This is a genomic window from Neoakkermansia glycaniphila, from assembly GCF_001683795.1.
In the GTDB taxonomy this organism is placed as follows: Bacteria; Verrucomicrobiota; Verrucomicrobiia; order Verrucomicrobiales; family Akkermansiaceae; genus Akkermansia; species Akkermansia glycaniphila.
Map to the genome: position 1 here is coordinate 50,363 of NZ_LIGX01000014.1, position 18,799 is coordinate 69,161.

Below are 18,799 nucleotides of genomic sequence, written 5' to 3' on the forward strand. Positions count from 1 at the left end.
ACTCATGCCGCAGGATACGGGAATCATCCTGAAAACCTACCCTCTCGGCGAAACGGGATTGATCGTCGTCTGGAGCACGGCAGACCACGGAATCATCCGCACGGCAGCCCGAACCGCCCTCAAGCCCGGCGGCGACTTTTTCGGGCGTCTCGACCTCTTCTTCGAAGCGGAACTCCTGTGGGAAACGTCCAAAACGGGAGACCTCGACCACCTCAAAAGCGTCTCCCTGCTCAATCCCCGGCTCGCCCTGCGCCACTCCTTTCCGAAACTGAGACTGGCAGGCTACATGACCAAGCTCCTGCTCGCTACGGTCGAACCCCGCACGCCTATCCCCGAAATCCACCTCATGCTGCACCGGGCGCTGGCCTATCTGGAAACACGTACGGCCACCAGGCACATCATGCAGCACTTTGAAAAAAGACTCGCGGAAGAGCATGGCATGTACCGCCAGGGCATGCCCGCCATCGCCATCCTGCGCAGCCATTACCCACATGTGCCCGCCGACCGCGACGCACTGTACGACACCCTCCCCCCGGCCTGACGGGACTCCTCCTGCACTCCGTCAGACAAGGCAGCTCGCGCGGCAACCGCACACCAGGCATGACGTCTCATCCTAATTTAGTTAGATTTTCATTAAAAGACTGAACATCAGAACGATATAAACAATATTTTACAACAATTCCAAAAATATAAAAAACAGCATTGAACAACTCGGCTGGCTCGCGTGTTTAACCTTCATCAACATCATCACCCAGACGTTGTACCTTACTAATCAAAACCCAACCCATAATCTGAAATGTATACCAAAAACATCACACGTTTCACATATGCGACAACAGACTTCCAAGGCTGGCGCGTCTCCGTCCAACGCCACGGGAATCTGATCACCAAGTACTTCTCAGACCTGAAACACGGCTCCGAAGAAGCAGCTTTCGACAAAGCCAAGGAATACTTGGACAAGGTACTCAGCATCCTGAACGATAATGTACTGACCCTGCCGGAACGCGTCGAACGCGCCCGCATGATCTCCTGAGTCTTCCATGATCCAGCCAGCGGGAACGGCCCATTTTCGTTGACTGGATCATCGAATAGACACTCAACACCCCCAGCCCTTTGAAAATCCTGGCGGACTCCGCCGCAACACGCGGGATCGCACTCCGGCAATCCCGCTTCCGGCAACAGCCGGATACATTCATGACACGCCATGCCGGATTGATGGGTACCCCGGCCCCGTTCAATCGGCAACTTGGCCATATCCGGCACATAGCCTGAAATCCGGGCTGTCCGCAAGACACAAAAAACCCGCCGCTCCTTTCGGGAACGGCGGGTTTTTTCAATGAAAAGCAACAGGGCTTAGGCAGTCGCTTCCGTCGTGGCGGGAGCTTCAGGAGCCTTGATCTGCGGCATATCGATGATTTCGATGATCGCCATGGGAGCCGAGTCCGTCAGGCGCTGTCCGAGCTTCACGATACGGCAGTAACCGCCTTGGCGGTCAGCACAGAGGCCGGCAATTTCGTCGAACAGGCGCTTCACGCACTTGTCCTGATGGATGGTACCCGTCACAAGGCGGCGGGCATGAATATCACCGCGCTTGGCAAGCGTGATCAGCTTTTCGACATAGGGGCGAAGAGCCTTGGCCTTGGCAAGGGTCGTCGTAATGCGACCGTATGTGACCAGGCTGCAAGCCTGGTTGGCAAGAAGAGCCTTGCGGTGGGAAGCCTTGCGCTGAAGCTTGGATTTTTTTACTCCGTGTCTCATGGTATTCTATTCTGTTTGATGTATATATTGTTGAAATTAAACCTCGTCGTCGTCGTAGGCTTCGATATTGTGGGAAATCAGGGCGTGAATGTCCGCAGCGCGCACATCGTCGGATTCCGCACGCATCTTCGGAGCCGGGGCCGGTCCGGAAAGAAGCTTCGGATCGAACTGCATGCCGAGGGAAAGGCCATGCTGCACGAGCTTGTCCTTGATTTCGTTGAGGGACTTCTTGCCGAAATTGCGGTACTTGAGCATTTCGCTTTCCGTCTTCATGGCGAGCTGGCCGACCGTCGTGATGTTGGCGTTGTTGAGACAGTTCGCGGCGCGGACGGAAAGTTCGATTTCGTTCACGCTCATGTTGAGGAGTTTACGCAGCTGTGCGGTATTGCCGTCCTGGGAATCCGAAGAAGCCTGTTCGAACGTCACCTGGCGTTCATCGCTTTCGACGAACACATCGAGATGGTGGCGAAGGATGGCAGAAGCCTGAAGCATTGCGTCGTTCGGAGAAATGCGACCGTCTGTCCACACTTCCATGATCAGCTTGTCGTATTCTGTCATCTGGCCGACACGGGCGTTTTCGACGCCGTACTTCACACGGACAACTGGGGAGAAAATGGAGTCGATCGGGATCACTCCGATCGGGCGATCCTTCACCTTGTTTTCTTCACTGGTGTGGAAACCGCGGCCCACGTTGACTTCGAAATCGCAGTCGAGAATCGTGTTCTGGTCGAGCGTGCAGATCACCTGATCCTTATTGACCACTTCATACATCGTATCTTCCTGAATGTCTCCGGCAGTCACAACGCCCTGCTTCGTAACACGAAGGGACAGGGTGCGGGGCTCCTTGCCATGGTGGACGAACTTGACCTTCTTGAGGTTCAGGACGATTTCCGTCACATCTTCCACCACGCCCGGAAGGGAGGTGAACTCGTGCTGCGCACCGGCGATGCGGACGGAGGTAATGGCAGCGCCTTCAAGGGAGCTGAGGAGGACGCGGCGCAGGGAATTGCCCAGCGTATGACCGAAACCCGTTTCGATCGGTTCTGCGACGAACGTGACATGGTTCGGGTTGGCGGGATCTTCGATGCGTTCAAGACGGCTAGGGATCTCGAAGCGGGCCAATTGAATGGCGTCCTTGGTGTCTTTCTTTTCTGTTTCCGACATGGTATGTGAGTGACCGGGTTCCCCTTCGAGCGAGCTCTCATTTCCAAAGAAATCCGAAGGACCGACGGCCGGGTTTTAATGACTCGCGCGGCAGCGACTATACACGGCGCAAAAGAAAAATCCAACTCTTTTTGCAAAATGACGCGAAATTTCTCTCCAGCGCCCCATTCATGGGGATTTTCAAGAGAAATTTCGCTTCATTTTTCACCCGGTTTTCATCCGGTGCACACCTGCCTCTCACCCCTCTTTGTTCAGAGGCACCAACTCCTCGCCGCCCGGATCGCGGTACAAATGGAACCCGGTCCCCTTCGTACAGGAAACGGTCACCCGGTGATAACCGGCCTGCAGAAGAATACCGCGCTTGCCGCTCTTCCGGGCATCGCCTTCCGTCGTACCTTCCGCCATGGACGAAGTCGCTTCCGACTTGCCGTCATAATTGAAATCGGCGTCGACCAACTGCATATCCCACAACCGTACGAAGCCCCGGGCATCCTTGCCGTCGAGACGGAGGCGGAACTTATATTCGCCATCCTCCGGAATATGAATATAAAACACATGGTTTTCCCCGCGAGCATCGACCGACAGCTCATCCTTTCCGGGAACAGCGACGGAAGGCACCGGCACACTGTCATAGGGGCGTTCCGCGCAACGCCCCCGGGTCGGATGGCAGTAATCGTAAATCCGGCGCATGCGGAGCACCTGCTCGTGCATTTGCCGCTGCATTTTGCTGCCTTCGGCCGTATCGGCCAGATTGCGGCGTTCACCCGGATCCTTCAGTGTATCATAAATCTCGAAAGCATCCTCGTGGCTCTGAATATTCGAGCGAACGCCCTTGTATTTACCCAAGTAGATACACTGCATCTCACCCCGTTCTGCACGGCGACGCTGCGGGGCGAAATCCGCATATCCAGGAGTTTTCAGCCTGGATGCGGACTTTTTGGCGCAATATTCGATATAGACCGGGCTTGCAGCCTGCTTCCCCTTCCCGGTGAGAGTCGGCAGCAGAGATACTCCATCGCAGCGCCAGGGCGCGCTTCGCCCCGCCATATTCGAAAATGTAGCCATCCAGTCCTGGAACTGGCACGGCAAATCGCTGCTTTTGCCAGAAGGAATCCTGCCGGGCCAGCGCACGATCGTCGGCACGCGGCAGCCGCCTTCCCAAATATCCTGCTTAACGCCGTCGAACGGACCGTAATTCCGAAAGAACTGCGGATTCTGACCTCCTTCGTCATGCGGACCGTTGTCGGATGTAAACACGATGACCGTATTCCTGTCGATGCCGAGATCCTTCAGCAATTGAACCAAATCGCCGATGCCATCATCCACACGCGCCACCATCGTGGCATACCGTTTTTCCGCCATCGGCCAGTCCTTCTTGGCGTAACGGGGATAAATCCATGAATTGATCTTACCCTGCGCCGTATTGATCAAACGATGCGGTTCGCCGAGCCACTGCATGCCGCCCCGAAGGCCGCCACCTGCAGGATAAGGCCCTGTCGGAATTTCCAGTTCCGAATGGGGAGCGATATAGGTCAAGGCCAGAAAAAAGGGCTTTGCAGGATCCTGCCGATGCGTGTCGACTATCCATTTCTTGGCGCGCGCCGTCAGCAAATCCGTCGAATAGGCCTTGTCGCACTGGCCTGTAATCAGAGTTTCTCCATCCCAAATACCGTTAACCTTCGATTTGACCTGCGGAGCAGCCTTATCCTCCTTGGGATAATGCTTGTGCCCCGTCACATGATCCAGATATCCGAAATAGTAATCGAACCCCCTCTTTGTCGGATAGGCGGAAGAAGTCGCAGGAGATCCCTGCATCTCTTGCCCTCCGGCAAGCCCCCACTTGCCGATCATCGCCGTCGCATATCCTGCTTCCTTCAAAACAGTAGCCAGCGTATGATTATTCTCGAGCGGCATATCGAACGAACGGTCCCTGATGACCTTGGCATGCCCCTGATGGACTCCGGAAAACAGGGAAGCCCGTGCGGGGGCGCATACGGGACAGGATGTATAATGGCGCTTCAGAAGCATCCCCTCATTCGCCAGCTTGTCAAGATTGGGATTCTGCATGGCAGGAAGTCCCTTCTTCAAACGGTCGTTCTGGTAGATGCCCAGATCGCCCCAGCCCATGTCATCCACCAGTACCAAAATGATATTCGGTTTTTGCGATTCGGCGGCGAAACAGCAACAGGCAATTGACAAAAAACACCACAACAAACAGCAAAAATCTCGTATCTTCATCTTTATTAATACGTGAAAAACAATACACTTCTTTCATCTCCTCATCAAAAAAAAAATGACAACCCCGGTTTTCCGATGAAAACCGGGGTTGATTCAATAAACGGGAGAGGCCCTCAAACCTTTTTCAAGTCGATCATATCGTTGACGATATTCAGCGACTCCCTCAATTCGGGATCAAGGCCCGAAGGATAATCGGGAGCCTCGTCGAGGTCGCTTGTCGGATCTTCCGACATGATCATGAAATCGTTCTTATCCTTTTCGATGGAAGCCTTCTGCAAACCGTCCTTCTTCACGTCTTCCAGATTGAGGCGGAAAATCGCCATCGTTTCCTCATCGTCCTTGGCCATGTCGGCATAGCGGACTTTGCGTTCCGTATCGATACTCTTCTTGCGGGCAAGGAGTTCGTCGTTTTCCTTCACACGCTCGGCCTTGTTCAGGGAAACGGAGTTCTTCAGCGTACGTTCGCGGAAGCGGGCGATATCCTCCTTCATGTACTGCATATCCTTATCCTTGGACACGCGGCTTTCGCTCCGTGCCTTCAGCACGGGAAGCATCTTGTCCACATCCTTGGACTTCGTATAGTGGGGAGCCTTGGGAATTTCATCGTACGGCATGGCGTAATCGAGCACGCCTTCACCGACTTCAAAAGCAGCGGAAGCCGTCGGCAGCACGATATCGCTGGCTACGCCTTTCAGCTGCGTGGAGCCGCCTGCGATACGGTAGAACTTCTGCACCGTCACCTTCAGCATCCCCGCACGTTCGCGGGAAGCGAAATACGGCAAATAATCGCCCACGGAGAGCGGCACCTGCACCGTACCCTTGCCGAAACTCGTCGTATCACCCACGATCACGGCACGGCCGTAATCGGCCAGAGCCGCCGCAAAAATCTCGGAGGCGGACGCACTCAGCTTGTTGCACAGCACGACGACCGGTCCCGTGAAAATAGGCTTGCCGCTCACGGTCTTGCAATCGACATTGCCCCGGAAATCCTTGATCTGCACCACGGGACCGGCTCCGGTAAAGAACCCGACCATCTTGCGGACTTCTTCCAGAGACCCGCCGCCGTTGTTGCGAAGATCGACCACGAGGCCTTCAACATTCTCCTTGCTCATGCGCTGGAGAATCTTTTTCACGTCCGCCGCACACTTCACATCGCCTTCCTTGAGGTCGGAATAGAAAGCGGGCAGAGTCAGAATGCCGAGGCGCGTCACCTTGCCGTCCTTGCCTTTCAGATCGATAATCTTGCCGGAAGCCATCTCATCCTTCATCTCCACCTTCTGGCGCACGATCGTCACGATCTTCACGTGGCCGGGATTATCGGCAGGCTCCACCTTCAGGCGCACGGGCACACCCACCTTGCCCCGCACAAGGTCAACTACCTTGTCGATCCCCATATAGAGAATATCGGTCATCTCCCCGCTGTTGGTCGAGTCGACAGCCACGATGCGGTCATCCAGCTTCAACTCTCCGGACTTCTCGGCAGGGCCACCCTTCACGATCCCGGCAATCTTCGTCGAACCGTCGTCTTCTGCTGTCAGCAAAGCGCCGATACCCACCATGGATGTCGTCATGGCCGCCATGAATTTTTCCTCTTCGCGAGCGCTCATGTAATCCGTATGCGGATCGTACACGTGGGACACAGCACCCAGTAGAGACGAAGCCATATCCTCCATATCCGCTTCTCCGACGGTACGCTGCAAACGCTCATAGCGGGCGTGAAGCTTATCCTTGGGGGATTTTTCCTTCAGGGAAGGATCGGGCTTGCCCTGTTCCTTGGCCAGTTTGGCAATACTTTCGCGGCGAAGCGTTTCCGAAAGAAGCTGGTCTGCAATCAGATTTCTCCAGAGCGCATCAAGCTCCTGCTCGTCCTTGGCCCAGTCGACCGTCTTGCGGGAGCGGGCAATCTTCTCGTCTCCCGTGAACGTCATATCGTTCTGGTCAATCAACTGGCGGGCACGCGAAATACGCTTCAGCGCACGGCTGCTGTATGCATCATACAACTCCTGGGCCAACCTGCTCGTCTCATTGCCGAGAAGATAATCGTCGATCTCCGTCCCATACTTCTTCATCAGCGCATCCACATCCTTCTTGGTAAAATAAATGCGCGCCGGGTCCACCTCCTTGAGGTAGCTCAGCAGAAACTTCTGCGACATTTCATCATTGAACTCGGCATGGGAGAAATGGGCATTCTGCAGCATCAGAGAAAACTGCTTGCCGATCTGATCGAAATCCGGGGCAGCCTGCACCGTACAGGAAGCAAAGGCCGCAACCGACATGGCGGACAATACCAGCTTGCGAGTCCAATTAAACATCGTCATCTTCATATACAAAATCTTGTCTTGAATTGGGGTAAACGCACCTCATGCCGCAAAGCCGGACGCGTCGTTCTGAACAAGTCTACGCATTTGAAAGGGGAAGTCTATCTCAATCTATGCCTTTTCCTGAAAAGAAATGTCAGTAAGCCCCATGAATGCGGCATGCCTCTCCGCCTCACCGGGAACGGCCCGACACCATGACACGAATGCGCCACCCGGCCAGAAGCAGGGGAATCAGCCCCATGATCGCCAGATAAAAACCGTCCCTCTGCAGCGTGGACACAGTCCCGTGATCCGCACTGTAGCCCGGATCATCCGGATTCAACCCGTCTCCCATGAATGCCACGGGCTGGCGCTCCGCCAGGAAAATGCCCGGCCGCTCATGCTCGTTGCGGCTCTGCCGCTGCGCCTCGGCCAGTTCGAAAATACCGAGAATACGGTCATTCACATAATAATCGGCCATGGGAATCGACCCTTCCTTCGGCTGCTCGAACTCTTCAAGCAAAGCATCGAACGCCTTCTGGCCCGTACCGCCCAGAGCCTCACGGCGAATCGCGCGGATACGCAACTTCGCTTCCTTCTCATCAACAGCTTCCATGGAAGACATCGCCGCCAGCGCGCGGAGCAGACGGCGCAGTTCCGTATTCTCCGCCGTGGAAAGCACACCGGGCTTCTTCTTCAGCTCCTCCACGCGCGCATGCACCTTGCGCCGCTCGACCTCCCACGGATTGCCCGTCGCCTGCGTCACCACAAGCATCTCGTAGGCATAGCGCAGAGGACACAACTCCGCCACCAGAGGCACGCGTCCCGGCTTCAATCGGCCGTTCTCATCCGCACGATGGGCCGACCACGGCAGGAACTGGTTCATCTCATTGAACGGAATCATCGCCCCCGCCAGCAGAATCTGCGGCACAAGCAGCAGCGGCACGATATTCAAAGCCGTGCGTTCCGTACGCACAAAGGCGGAAACCATCAGCGACAAGGCAATGCCGACAAAAGACGTAAGCACCATCACCAGCCAGTACTGCTCGAACATATCGCTGATGCCCAGCACGGTATTGCCTACCAAAAGATACAGCGCGCACTGAAAGGCGGAAATCCCCGTCAGCACGAGCACCTTCGCCCCCAGATACCCCGTAATGAAAGGCCGGTAATTGCTCTCGCGCTTCAGTACGGGGCGATCCTTCAGAATCTCGCTGGCGGAATCCGTCAACCCGAAAAACATCGCCACCACGATTGACAGGAACAAATAGGGAGGAATATGCAGCGCGGACTTGAAAATATATTCCGGAGTCGACGAGGCACGCAACGTCGTCGCAATCAGCAGAGCCAGCACCGGCCCTTCGAGAATCATCGTATACAGCCCCATGCGGCTCCGCACGCGCCCGAGGAACGTACGAATCATCCAAATGCGGGAAAGCCGCCAAAGCTCCTTCGCCGTACGCGGCTGCACCTCAGCCAGCTCCCGCCCCTTCTGCTTCACGGACGAAGCCGGAGGCGGCATCTCGCGCCCGTTGATCAGCTTGCGGTACACATAGCCCTCATACCGCTCCTGCCAGAAGCGGGGACTCTGCCGGCGGCGCATATCAAGCCACTTCAACGGCGCTTCCAGCACCTCGAACACATAATCGGCCCCACCGGAACGCTGAGTCTCCGGTGAAACGGCAATCCCCATCTCCTGCGCCGCACGGCGGAAATACTCCATCATCCCCGCAGGATCACCCCAGTACGCCATCTGCCCGCCATGATCGAGCACCAGCACCTTATCGAACCGCTGCAGCAGCCCCGGACTCGGGCGGTGCAGCGTCACAATCACCACCTTATCACGAGTCATCGTCTCCAGCGTATCGATCACCCGCTCCGCATCGCCCGATGCCAGACCGCTGATCGGCTCATCCACGAGGAACACATCGGCAGCCCCCGTCAAATCGAGGCCGAGATTCAGCCGCGTACGCTCACCGTCCGAAATAATACGCTCACCCGCACGGCCCACGCGGCGCGATGCCAGATGGCCGAGGCCGATATAATTCAGAATCGCCTGCACGCGGCGGCGGCGGTCAAGGCGGCTCAAGCGCGGACGCCTGATAATCGAAGCCTGGTAAATATGCTCCTCCACCGTCATCGCCTCATCGAGAATATCCTCCCGGGGAATATAGGCGATATACCTACGCAATTTATCCGTCTGCCGCGAAAGCAACTCGTCATTATAGCGGATGCGTCCGCGCGTCGGCGGCAAATGCCCGGCAAGCAGGGCGAGCAGCGTACTCTTGCCGGAACCGCTCGGCCCCAGAATACAAGTCATCTCACCGCGCGAAGCCGTAAAATCGATATTATCCACCACGCGCCCGGCACGGGAAAAATCCTTCGTCAGCCCCTCCACCGCCAGCGTACTGATCGTATTCGACTCCTCGTCCAGCACACCGAGGGAAAAATGGCATCGCAACGACTGGTACGGGCTGAGGCGGATCAAATCTCCGTCCTTCAAAAGCATCTCCGCACGCACCGGAAGATCGCGAACCGTCATATTCGCCGACGACTCGATCACATGCAGCATCCCCGTATTCGTCCCCTTCGAAAACACCACCTCGAACAGCACACCGGGAGACAGGCCGGGAGTCAACAGCAAATCCCCATGCTGCACGCGGTGAGGAAGATTCGTCACCCGGATCTTCCTCGTACCGGGATCCAGCAAAAAGCTATTGCCCGTATCGCGTGTCGCATTGCGGATCTCTGCCATCACGAAAGGACCTTCACCCTTCAGGGTAAAAGGATCGAAATACGAAATACGCACCGGCTCGCCCTGATGCACCGGCACCGTACCCACCCTGCACTCCGCATCGTGCCTCAGCACCTCCAGCTCGCAATCGAGTCCCAGCTTCATCCGCACATCGCTGCCGCGCGAACGGAAACGCGAAACCTGCAAACTCCCCTGCTCCAGATGCAGATAATACACCACGCGCACCCCGGAACGCTTCGCCTGCAAATAAAACTCGAACTGCCCGTAGCCCACCGGCCCCGAAGGAAGCACCACGAACTGCCCCGTGGAAAGCGGCACCATCCTGCCGCGAAACAGCGTACGCCCGCGCACCATGAACGGCACATCGCCGTCATTGATCACCAGCATCAGCTTCAGGCACCGCAGCACGCGGAACCGCACACCGTCGTCCACCGGAGGCAAGGCCACCTCGGCCTGCCCGCGCAGAGACGAAAAACTCACACTCTCCACCGGAGGCTCCGCCCGCGCATCGGGCGAATCAAGCAGCCGCTCCAGCAGCGGCGCCATCCCCGGCAACATCAGGCCGAACGTCACCTCCTCGAACAACTCCTTCTCCGACATCCGGTCGCCCGCCGTACGAATCAGCGCCAGCACCTCCAGCGCCAGAGAAACCCTCTCCGCATCCGACCGCCCGGCCGCAGCCACCCCCAAAGCATCCTCCAGACTGTACTGCGACTGCAGCGACCTCTCGAACCGCCGCGCCAGCCAGCTATGCTCCACATCCGGGAAATTGTACCGCAGAATATCCAGAGCCGCATCCGCATCCCCCGCGCTGATATAAAGCTGCCTCGCCAGAATCGAAGCAAACAGATCCACCACCGTCGCCGCGTGCGCCCGGTCGGACTCCTCCTGCCTCCTCCACCATGCCGGAGAACCGCCCAGCAGCCTCCAAACGGCTGACTGCCATGCCAGAATCCTGCGGCGCAACCTCGGAATGAAAGATGGAATCTCGCTCATGCTTCCGCCCCTCCTCCTTCAACACCGCACTTCCCCGCTCCCGGGCAAAGCTCCTCCCAGCCGGGGAAATTCCACTGCCGGGGGAATGCCGAACACTGCGCAGGCTTCACCGCCTGAATACGGCACCCGCCCTCCTCCAGCATCATACAGGCCCCATCCTCGCCCTCCCTGATCGAAAGCCCCTGCCGGTTCGCCCGCAGGCGGCAGCACTCGTTCACGAACGCCTCTGTCTCCATCCCGAGAAAAGCGGCGATCGCCTCCACCTCCGCATCTTCGATACACACATCACCCTCCCAGCGGCAACAGGCGCCGCAACGTTGGCAGAAATGAACGACAGGAAGCATCGGCGGAATCATACCCCAGACACCCCGCCATATCAACGCTAAACCTCCGCAACGAAAGGACGAAACACCCGCTCCGGCACCGGCTGCAACCGCCGCGGCCGCACACACGCACCGGGCATCCGCCCGAATCGCCCTAAAAAAGCGGAACGAATGAAATTGAGCCTTGAAAAAAACCGTGAGATCATGTTCAATAAAAGCGTTAAGTATGGACTCCGAAGGTTATAGAAAAACAGCGCCCGACGTATTCAACTGGGATACCGTACAACTGGCGCTCAAAGCAGCCGAAGAAGGCGTCTACTGCTGGGAAATCGACAAGGAAGTCATCCACTACACCGACCGCTGCCTCACCATGATGGGACTCCATCACCACGAAGTGGCGCCCAACATCTTCACCAACCCGGAGCAAACCATCCACCCGGAAGATCTCTCCTTCTTCCGACACGAACTCCAGCGCTACCTCAACGGGCACACCCACCTGCCCATGCGCATCGAAATCCGCCTCCTCAGCCAAACCTCCCGCGCATGGCGATGGATACGCGTCAACGGCCTTGCCGACCGCGACGAACACCACCGGCCCACCCGCCTCGTCGGAGTCTGGGTCGACATCTCCCGCCGCAAAACATCCGACCAGCGCGCACAGGAAGAACGCGACCTCTTCCGCACCCTCATCGAACACATCCCCGACAACATCTACTTCAAAAACCGCGAATCCCGCTTCGTCATGGCGAACTCCGCCACCGCCCGCAAACTCGGAGTCTCCACCCCCTCCGACCTCATCGGCATGAAAGACGAACACTTCTTCGGCAAGGAAATGTCCGACATCTCCCGCCGTGAAGAACTCGAAATCATGGAAACGGGCCGCCCCTTCTCCTCCCGCATCCACCATGAAGTCTGGAAAGACAAGGAGGAAACCTGGAGCCAGATCACCAAATTCCCGTGGTACGACCGTGAAGGCCACCTCAAAGGCATCGTCGGCATCTCCTCGGACGTCACCAAACTCGTCCAGGCCGAACAAAAAGCCCAAATGGCCGCCGACATCCTCGACCGCCGCAACCAGGCCCTCGAAAAAGAAGTCGACCTCGCACGCGAAATCCAGCTCTCCCTCCTCCCCTACTCCATCCCCTCCCGCGCCTGGCAAACTCCGGACACCCCGTCCCGCCTGCGCAGCGCGAACTTCCACCACATCTTCGCCCCCTCCGAAGGCGTTGCGGGCGACTGCTTCGAAGTCTTCTCCGTCGGCGACACAGGCGTCGGCGCCATGATCTGCGACGTCATGGGCCACGGCATCCGCGCCGCCCTCATCGCCTCCATGCTCCGCGGCCTCATGGAACAACTCTCCGGCCTCGGCAGCGACCCCGCGCAATTCCTCGCCTCGCTCAACCGCCAGCTCACCCGCATCCTCGTCCGGGCCAACGTCACCATGTTCGCCTCCGCCATGTATGCCTACATGGACCTCAGCACAGGCACACTCACCCTCTCCTCCGCCGGACACCCGGCCCCCATCCTCCTCTCGCCCGAAGGCAAGGCGACCATGCCCGCCCTGCCCCGCTCCATGGCTCTCGGCCTCCTCGAAACCACCCTCTACCACAACACCGAACTCCACCTCGAATCAGGCAGCAAACTCATGCTCTACACCGACGGCCTCACCGAAGCCGCCAACAAGGAAGGAGACGAACTCGGAGCCGGACGCGTCATGGACGAACTGGAACAGCTCGCCCCGCAGGACATCAAAACCATGATCCTCGGCGCCCTCAAATGCGCCGGACACTTCACCGGATGCTCCCAGCTCTCGGACGACATCTGCCTCCTCGGCATGGAATACCGGGACGACCCCATCCCGGAAGAAACTCCAGCCGAAGCCTGAACCGGGCATCCCCTCCGGGCATTCAAACCGGAAAACGCACTTAAGCCGCACTTTGGACTTCACTTGCAGGCCATTTTGCTGCATTCTCATGCCCGGTTAAACCCATCCAAAAGGATCTATGAAAATTGTCGTCGCTTACTCCGGTGGCCTTGACACTTCCGTACTGTTGAAGTGGCTCAAGGAAAAGTACAATGCAGAAATCATCGCCTACTGCGCAGACGTAGGCCAGGCCGACGAACTCGACGGCCTCGAAGCCAAAGCCCTCGCCACCGGCGCCTCCAAATGCTACATCGGCGACCTCAAGGAAACCTTCGCCCGCGACTACATCTACCCGATGTTCCAGGCCAATGCCCTCTATGAAGGCCGCTACCTCCTCGGCACCTCCATCGCCCGCCCCTGCATCACCAAAGACATGATCGACATCGCCATCAAGGAAGGCGCCGATGCCATCGCCCACGGTGCCACCGGCAAAGGCAATGACCAAGTGCGCTTTGAACTCGCAGCCAACGCACTCGCCCCGCAGCTCAAAGTCATCGCCCCGTGGCGCGACGACGAATTCCGCAAACAATTCCCGGGCCGCAGCGAAATGATCGCCTATGCCGAATCCCACGGCATCCCCATCCGCCAGTCCATGAAAAAACCCTACTCCATGGACCGCAACCTCCTGCACATCTCCTTCGAAGCCGGCATGCTCGAAGACATTTGGTACGACGCCACCACGGAAAAAGACCGTGCCATGTACGTCCTCTCCGTCTCTCCGGAAGAAGCTCCCGACACACCCCAGTACGTCCAGCTCCTCTTTGAAAAGGGCAACGTCATCGGCCTCGCCACCGAAGGGATCGAAGACATCATGAAAGAAACGGGCGTCACCGCCGAAGGCACCCGCGGAGAATACACCCTCCTCTCCCCCTATGGCGTCATGATGGTCCTCAACACCCTCGGCGGCAAACACGGCATCGGTCGCATCGACATCGTTGAAAACCGCTTCGTCGGCATGAAAAGCCGCGGCGTCTACGAAACCCCCGGCGGCACCATCCTCCTCGCCGCCCACCGCGACCTCGAAACGCTCACCGTCGACCGCGAAGCCCAGAAAGTGCGCGACAGCCTCATCCCCGAATACGCAGCCATGGTCTACAACGGCTTCTGGTTCGCTCCCGAACGCGAAGCCATCCAGGCCCTCGTCACCAAAACGCAGGAAACAGTCAACGGAGAAGTCCGCCTCAAACTCTACAAGGGCAACGTCATGCAGGCCGGACGCCGCTCCCCGAACTCCCTGTACAGCGAAGAAATCGCCACCATGGAAGGCGGCTACGAAGAACTCTACAACCAGAACGACGCCACCGGCTTCATCGCCCTCAACGGCCTCCGTCTGAAGCAGTTCAGCCGCGTCAACAACAAGTAAAACCTATTCCTCAAGCCCGTTCTGCGACCACGTGGAGCGGGCTTTTTCTCTCTCTCTTATGTCTACCTCGAACGTACCGTCCGTCTTTTACCACCCCGGAGTCTTCTCCATGGGCAAATACACCGGCATCTCGCGCTACATCTGCTCCCTGCTGGACGAATTCGAGCGCATGGGCATACGCTTCGGCTTGCCGCTCCGCCATACGGACAACGGCTACCTTCCCAAAACAACCTTCTTCCCCCGCACCTCGGGAGAAACCCCGCAAGCCCCGATCTCCGCACGGCTCCTGCACGCCATCGGACGCCGCACCTCCAAAAAAGACGCCTTCGACAAACACCTGATGAGGGAAACCGCCCGCAAGGCCTTCCGCCGCGGCAACTACAACCTCATCCACCCTACCCACACCAACGAACTCAGCCTCCTGGACTACGCGGGCAACACGCCGATGGTCATCACCATCCACGACATGATCCATGAAATCCTGCCTGAAGCCTTCCCGGCAAACGACCCCACGGCAGCCCGCAAAAAACTCTTCGCCGACCGGGCCGGACGCATCATCGCCATCTCGGAAAAAACCAAACAGGACATCATTGACATCCTGCATATCTCGCCGGACAAAATCGACGTCGTCCACCACGGCAACTCCCTCACACTGCCCGACCAGCCCGAACTCATCCCCTGCGACCGCCCCGACCGCTACCTGCTCTTCGTCGGACACCGCACCGCCTACAAAAACTTCGACCGCATGCTCGCGGGCCTGGCCCCTATCCTCCGCAACGACCGCACCCTCCACCTCCTCTGTATCGGAGGCACACCGTGGACACAGCAGGAACAGGAACGCATCCGCACGCTGGACATCGCCTTGCAAATACACCAGCAATATGCCGACGACACCCGGCTCGCCCTCCTCTACCACCACGCGCTGGCCTTCATCTTCCCTTCCTACTACGAAGGCTTCGGCCTCCCCATCCTTGAAGCCTTCGCCTGCGGTGCGCCCGTCCTCTGCGCCCGTGCCAGTTGCTTCCCCGAAATAGGCGGTGATGCCAGCCTCTACTTCGACCCCCACGATGAAAACTCCATCGGTGAAACCGTCCTCTCCACCATCCGCGACCAGGACAAACGGCAGGAAATGATCTCGCAGGGAACAGACCGACTTTCCCTCTTCACATGGGAAAAAGCGGCCCGCAACACGCTCGACAGCTACCGCCTCGCGCTTCAACAAGCATCGCACACGGCATGAACCCCGTCAAAAAAACCATCTTCCGCATCCTTGCCTCCCTCTCGCGGGCATGGTGCCGCATACACGGGGCTCAAATCGCCCCCACCGCCCTCATCACCGGATTTCCCCACATCAAAGTACGCCGGGGAGCCACCCTCATCCTTGAAGAAGGAACCACCGTTCACTCCCTGCGCGGCATGAACCCCGTCCTCACCACGCGAGCCACTCTGGCCGCCAATGCGGACGGAGCCGAACTCATCCTGAAAAAAGGCGCAGGCATCAGCGGCGCCTGCATCGTCTGCACATCCCGCATCGTCATCGGGGAAAACTCCATCATCGGGGCAGACGCCCTCATCCTCGACAACGACGCCCACCTGCCGGACACCCGTCCGGGCTGGATCTCCACCCTCACCCAAAAAAAACACGGCCGCCCCATCACCATCGGCGCCAACTGCTTCATCGGCGCGCGTGCCATCATCCTCAAAGGAGTCACCATCGGCGACGGAGCCGTTATTGCAGCAGGAACCGTCGTCACGCGCGACGTCCCCCCGGCACACCTCGCCTGCGGCAACCCTGCCCAATGCACTCCGCTCCCCGAGCGCATGCGGCAATCGTCATAAACCCGTACCGCCGGACACGCCTCTCTTCTTCACCTTCTCTTCCCGAAGGTACGGAAGCAGATAATTCCCGATCACCCGTGCAGCGTCATCATCCAGATGATCGTCATCCGTATACCACGACGCCCCCGTTTTCGGATTCACGATCGGAAACACATCCCCTTGCCGCAGCACCTCCTCAACACGCAAAACCTTAGCCAGCCCTTCCTCCTCCAAACGCCTGAACGCCTCACGCGCATATGCCGTCTCCTTCAAATAACGCTCGCGGGGAACGGCCAGCCTTGCAGCCCAATCGTTCCCCGAAGAACCGACAATCAACGAACGGGCATACAGCTCCGTCGGATACAACTCATCGGGCGCAATCTGTGCATCGCGAATCACCGGAGTCTGAGACAACACATAACACTGCGCCCCGGATTGGCCCAGCACCCGAGTCAGGCGCGACAGGAACGAATACACATTCGCATCGTCTGCATGCAAGTTCCTCGAAATCATCACCACACGAATACCCGACAACTTCACATACTCCACCAACTGCTTCAGGAAACGGCCCTGAGGATCCTGCAAATCGTCCTGAAAATCATGCGTCACATGCGCATTCTGAACCACGAGCACGCCCGAAAGACCGTTCTGCTTGCAAACAGCATCCAAACCATGTTCAAAATGCCCCGTATGGCTATCTCCAATCATCAAAAACGAAGGAGAATACCTGGTATCGCCGATATAATACAACTCCGTCAGCGGAGCCTGTGAATACAGCCGGAACGCCGGATTCTCGCGGTTCGCGCCCCAACGGCCCAAACCGCCCACCGTACCGACCGTCTGCTGCAACTGCTTCTCGAACACGCTCTGCTCGCGATGCTTCCAACCGTCTAATCGCTGTTGCCACATCCCGGCATGGAACTTCCAGCGCGCGGTAAAAGCGTCGGATGCGAACCGCCCGTTAGGCGCACTCGCATTGGCCTGAGGATGCACCACATCGCGCCAGCCATCACTGGCCAGCGTCGCCACGCACAAAACCGTCGTCAAACACATCCCCGTACCGGCCAGCAGAAAATAACGCGACGGCTTCCAATCGGACACGCGGAAAGGCAACTCCAAAAACTTCCACGACAAACACGCCATCAAACAGGAAACGGCAAACATACCCATATATTCCCACCAGAACAACGGACTGGGAGACAAAACATCGGCAAACCGCACATACTTCCAGAAAACGATCACGGGCCAGTGCCAGAGATACAGCGAATAGGAAATTTTGCCGACAAAAACGAACGGAGAAGAACGCAACATCCCTCCGACACACCCCACACCCCCATACCTCAGCACCAGCAAAGCCCCGGCCACGGAAGGCAGAGCAGCCAAACCGGGAAAAGCCGTAGTCGGCGTATAAAACAAATAGGGATAAACAATCAGCATCAACCCGGCCAGTGCAGGCCAATCATGCCATCTCCGCAACTGATCCCGAGACATCGCAGGCACAAACGCCAGCAACCCTCCCGCCATCAACTCCCAGCTCCTGTATTGCAGCAGATAAAACGCCGATTTTGCATCACCCTGCTCCATCGCCGCCCAAGCCAGATACAGGGATGCGAACGTCAATAAAAACAGCACGGGCACCATCAGCGGCCTGATATACTTGTACAGCGCCCATATCAGAATGGGCACAAACACATAAAACTGCTCCTCCACACTCAGGGACCATAAATTCAACAACGGATTACTATGGCATCGGGAGGCGAAATAGCCGCCTTCATTCCAGAAATAGAAATTGCTCAGAAAAAAACAGGAACTCTGCGCAGCTCCGGCCCAATACATCAGCAAACTGGCCGAAAACAGGCATAATCCTATCAGGAAAACGCCCAGAATCAGACCGAAATAAGCGGGAAAAATACGCTTGATGCGCTTCTTGTAGAAATCCTGCACCGTAAACGTTCCGGAACGCACGCTCGACAGAATGCCACGAGTAATCAAATACCCGGAAATCACGAAAAACACATCCACCCCGGTATAGCCGCCGGAACAAATCGCCGGAGACAAATGGTACAGAAGCACAGGAATCACGGCCAGCGCCCGCAACCCGTCAATATGGGGAAAATAGGTAGAGTGGATATAGGAGGGAGCAGGACTGTTCATTGCATGGAG

The 18,799-nt window shown here is 57.6% G+C and carries 14 protein-coding genes; 6 read left to right on the forward strand and 8 right to left on the reverse strand.

What is annotated here, in order from left to right:
• The first annotated feature begins 4 nt into the window (after window positions 1-4).
• The gene (gene recO, locus AC781_RS03920; protein ID WP_067773825.1) at window positions 5-541 is read left to right on the forward strand and encodes a DNA repair protein RecO; all 537 of its coding nucleotides are present in this window, start codon (window positions 5-7) and stop codon (window positions 539-541) included.
• 255 nt (window positions 542-796) lie between these two features.
• Entirely contained in the window at window positions 797-1,033 is a 237-nt protein-coding gene (locus AC781_RS03925; protein WP_067773828.1) for a hypothetical protein, read from the forward strand.
• A 320-nt stretch (window positions 1,034-1,353) separates the two neighbouring features.
• Here AC781_RS03925 and rplQ read toward each other — a convergent pair whose 3' ends face one another.
• The 7 genes from rplQ to AC781_RS03955 all read right to left on the reverse strand — a co-directional run bounded on the left by rplQ (window position 1,354) and on the right by AC781_RS03955 (window position 11,552).
• On the reverse strand, window positions 1,354-1,758 hold the full coding sequence (rplQ, locus tag AC781_RS03930; RefSeq protein WP_067773831.1) for a 50S ribosomal protein L17: 405 nt from the start codon (window positions 1,756-1,758) through the stop codon (window positions 1,354-1,356).
• Window positions 1,759-1,794: 36 nt separating this feature from the next.
• Entirely contained in the window at window positions 1,795-2,922 is a 1,128-nt protein-coding gene (locus tag AC781_RS03935; protein ID WP_067773834.1) for a DNA-directed RNA polymerase subunit alpha, read from the reverse strand.
• A gap of 237 nt (window positions 2,923-3,159) precedes the next feature.
• Window positions 3,160-5,058 carry a sulfatase-like hydrolase/transferase gene (locus tag AC781_RS03940; protein ID WP_245741108.1) on the reverse strand — a complete coding sequence of 633 codons (1,899 nt, stop codon included), beginning with the start codon at window positions 5,056-5,058 and terminating at the stop codon, window positions 3,160-3,162.
• Entirely contained in the window at window positions 5,051-5,197 is a 147-nt protein-coding gene (locus AC781_RS14190) for a hypothetical protein (protein ID WP_218107250.1), read from the reverse strand. The genes AC781_RS03940 and AC781_RS14190 overlap by 8 nt, the downstream gene beginning before the upstream one ends.
• Window positions 5,198-5,273: 76 nt before the next feature.
• On the reverse strand, window positions 5,274-7,478 hold the full coding sequence (locus tag AC781_RS03945) for a carboxy terminal-processing peptidase (protein ID WP_215712936.1): 2,205 nt from the start codon (window positions 7,476-7,478) through the stop codon (window positions 5,274-5,276).
• A 172-nt stretch (window positions 7,479-7,650) separates the two neighbouring features.
• Window positions 7,651-11,208: an ATP-binding cassette domain-containing protein gene (locus AC781_RS03950; protein ID WP_067773842.1), complete on the reverse strand. Its 3,558-nt coding sequence runs from the start codon at window positions 11,206-11,208 to the stop codon at window positions 7,651-7,653.
• Entirely contained in the window at window positions 11,205-11,552 is a 348-nt protein-coding gene (locus AC781_RS03955; RefSeq protein ID WP_067773845.1) for a YkgJ family cysteine cluster protein, read from the reverse strand. Before AC781_RS03955 ends, AC781_RS03950 begins: the two co-directional genes overlap by 4 nt.
• Before the next feature lie 205 nt (window positions 11,553-11,757).
• On the opposite strand from AC781_RS03955, the gene AC781_RS03960 reads away from it, so the two are divergent.
• The 4 genes from AC781_RS03960 to AC781_RS14355 all read left to right on the forward strand — a co-directional run bounded on the left by AC781_RS03960 (window position 11,758) and on the right by AC781_RS14355 (window position 16,657).
• Complete coding sequence (locus AC781_RS03960) at window positions 11,758-13,416, forward strand: SpoIIE family protein phosphatase (RefSeq protein ID WP_067773848.1); 1,659 nt, start codon at window positions 11,758-11,760, stop codon at window positions 13,414-13,416.
• A 118-nt stretch (window positions 13,417-13,534) separates the two neighbouring features.
• Entirely contained in the window at window positions 13,535-14,818 is a 1,284-nt protein-coding gene (locus tag AC781_RS03965) for an argininosuccinate synthase (RefSeq protein WP_067773851.1), read from the forward strand.
• 58 nt (window positions 14,819-14,876) lie between these two features.
• Window positions 14,877-16,058, forward strand: a complete 1,182-nt coding sequence (locus AC781_RS03970) for a glycosyltransferase family 4 protein (protein WP_067773854.1) — start codon at window positions 14,877-14,879, stop codon at window positions 16,056-16,058.
• Window positions 16,055-16,657: an acyltransferase gene (locus tag AC781_RS14355; RefSeq protein WP_067773857.1), complete on the forward strand. Its 603-nt coding sequence runs from the start codon at window positions 16,055-16,057 to the stop codon at window positions 16,655-16,657. Before AC781_RS03970 ends, AC781_RS14355 begins: the two co-directional genes overlap by 4 nt.
• On the opposite strand, the gene AC781_RS03980 is transcribed toward AC781_RS14355, so the two are convergent.
• Window positions 16,652-18,790 carry an acyltransferase family protein gene (locus tag AC781_RS03980; protein ID WP_067773860.1) on the reverse strand — a complete coding sequence of 713 codons (2,139 nt, stop codon included), beginning with the start codon at window positions 18,788-18,790 and terminating at the stop codon, window positions 16,652-16,654. The genes AC781_RS14355 and AC781_RS03980 overlap by 6 nt on opposite strands.
• Window positions 18,791-18,799: the final 9 nt, after the last annotated feature.

Coding starts and splice junctions, on each gene's coding strand:
- recO (WP_067773825.1), top strand. CDS start 5: ATGCCGCAGGATACGGGAATCATCCTGAAAACCTACCCTCTCGGCGAA.
- AC781_RS03925 (WP_067773828.1), top strand. CDS start 797: ATGTATACCAAAAACATCACACGTTTCACATATGCGACAACAGACTTC.
- rplQ (WP_067773831.1), bottom strand. CDS start 1,758: ATGAGACACGGAGTAAAAAAATCCAAGCTTCAGCGCAAGGCTTCCCAC.
- AC781_RS03935 (WP_067773834.1), bottom strand. CDS start 2,922: ATGTCGGAAACAGAAAAGAAAGACACCAAGGACGCCATTCAATTGGCC.
- AC781_RS14190 (WP_218107250.1), bottom strand. CDS start 5,197: ATGAAAGAAGTGTATTGTTTTTCACGTATTAATAAAGATGAAGATACG.
- AC781_RS03945 (WP_215712936.1), bottom strand. CDS start 7,478: ATGACGATGTTTAATTGGACTCGCAAGCTGGTATTGTCCGCCATGTCG.
- AC781_RS03950 (WP_067773842.1), bottom strand. CDS start 11,208: ATGAGCGAGATTCCATCTTTCATTCCGAGGTTGCGCCGCAGGATTCTG.
- AC781_RS03955 (WP_067773845.1), bottom strand. CDS start 11,552: ATGCTTCCTGTCGTTCATTTCTGCCAACGTTGCGGCGCCTGTTGCCGC.
- AC781_RS03960 (WP_067773848.1), top strand. CDS start 11,758: ATGGACTCCGAAGGTTATAGAAAAACAGCGCCCGACGTATTCAACTGG.
- AC781_RS03965 (WP_067773851.1), top strand. CDS start 13,535: ATGAAAATTGTCGTCGCTTACTCCGGTGGCCTTGACACTTCCGTACTG.
- AC781_RS03970 (WP_067773854.1), top strand. CDS start 14,877: ATGTCTACCTCGAACGTACCGTCCGTCTTTTACCACCCCGGAGTCTTC.
- AC781_RS14355 (WP_067773857.1), top strand. CDS start 16,055: ATGAACCCCGTCAAAAAAACCATCTTCCGCATCCTTGCCTCCCTCTCG.
- AC781_RS03980 (WP_067773860.1), bottom strand. CDS start 18,790: ATGAACAGTCCTGCTCCCTCCTATATCCACTCTACCTATTTTCCCCAT.